Raw genomic sequence first — 388 nt, 5'->3', positions numbered from 1 at the left:
CCCCAAAGCATAATTATGGAGATAATCTGAAGGACAATGGTGTAAATAAAGAAGGAGCGGATCTTCATTTAATTAGCTTCTTTTTTTAATAAATAACCTACGCCACGAACCGTGATAATGCGCTCTTTACCTATTTTTCTTCGTAAATTATGCATATGCACTTCAAGGGAATTACTTTCGATTTTATCGTCTAAGCCAAATAAACGCTGTTCTAACTCTGATTTACGTACCACATTGTCAGTATTACGCATTAATTCATATAATAGTTGGTATTCTTTACCTGATAACAAAAGCAGTTCGTTATTTAAAGTGACTTGATGGTTTGCTGGATTAAGTTGTAAATCGCCAATAGACCATATTTGTGAAGAAAAACCAGCCATTCTACGAC

General features: G+C 34.3%; 1 protein-coding gene. It reads right to left on the bottom strand.

The features are described 5' to 3' along the window. Positions 1-68: 68 nt before the first annotated feature. Positions 69-388: winged helix-turn-helix domain-containing protein (locus EVJ33_RS15850; RefSeq protein ID WP_201739735.1), on the bottom strand; the 320-nt coding region annotated here is incomplete at its 5' end.

Source organism: Exiguobacterium sp. SL-10 (assembly GCF_004337025.1).
Taxonomy (GTDB): domain Bacteria; phylum Bacillota; class Bacilli; order Exiguobacteriales; family Exiguobacteriaceae; genus Exiguobacterium.
This window is presented reverse-complemented; position numbering and strand designations above follow the sequence as displayed.